Annotated in this window: 1 protein-coding gene; it reads right to left on the bottom strand. The window is 80.1% G+C overall.

Annotation, left to right across the window (positions count from 1 at the left end; genetic code table 11):
• On the bottom strand, window positions 1-673 hold a 673-nt coding region (locus VP06_RS35725; protein WP_156295893.1), incomplete at both ends, for an AMP-binding enzyme.

Below are 673 nucleotides of genomic sequence, written 5' to 3'. Positions count from 1 at the left end.
TGGTCGCGGCCGAGGAGGCCGGCCCAGATCGCGGCGAGCGCGCGTTCGGCCTCGGTCTCGGGCGGGGCGTGGGTGGCGGGCGCGGGGGCCTCTGGCTCGGGCAGGGCGCGCTTGTCGAGCTTGCCGTTGGGGGTGAGGGGCAGGCGGTCGAGGATCACGACCTGGGCCGGGACCATGTAGTCGGGGAGCCTGGCGGCGAGGGCCGCGCGCAGGGCGTCGCCGTCGAGGGCGGCGCCGGGCCGGGGGACGGCGTAGGCGAGGAGGCGCAGTCCGGCGGATCCTCCCGCGGGTGCTGCGGCGGGTCCTGGCCTTGCGGTGACGGCGGCGTGGGCGACGTGGGGTTGAGCGAGGAGGCGAGCCTCGATCTCGCCGGGCTCGATGCGGTAGCCGCGGATCTTGATCTGGTCGTCGGCGCGTCCGCGGTAGAGGAGGGTGCCGTCTTGGGTGCGGGCGGCGCGGTCACCGGTGCGGTAGAGGCGGGCACCGGGTTGTCCGAAGGGGGCGGGGGGGGAGCGGTCTGCGGGGGGGGCGGGGTGCCCGAGATAGCCGCGGGGGGGGGCGGATCCGCCGGCGAAGAGGTCGGCGGGGGGGGCCGCCCGGGGGGGGGGGGGGGGGGGGGGGGGGGGGGGGGGGGGGGGCGCGCCCCCCGCTCTCCCCGGCGGGGCGGGAGGGG

It is taken from the genome of Methylobacterium aquaticum, from assembly GCF_001043915.1.
Classification (GTDB): domain Bacteria; phylum Pseudomonadota; class Alphaproteobacteria; order Rhizobiales; family Beijerinckiaceae; genus Methylobacterium; species Methylobacterium aquaticum.
The sequence above is the reverse complement of the archived record's forward strand: the minus strand, read 5'-3'. Positions and strand labels throughout refer to the sequence as shown.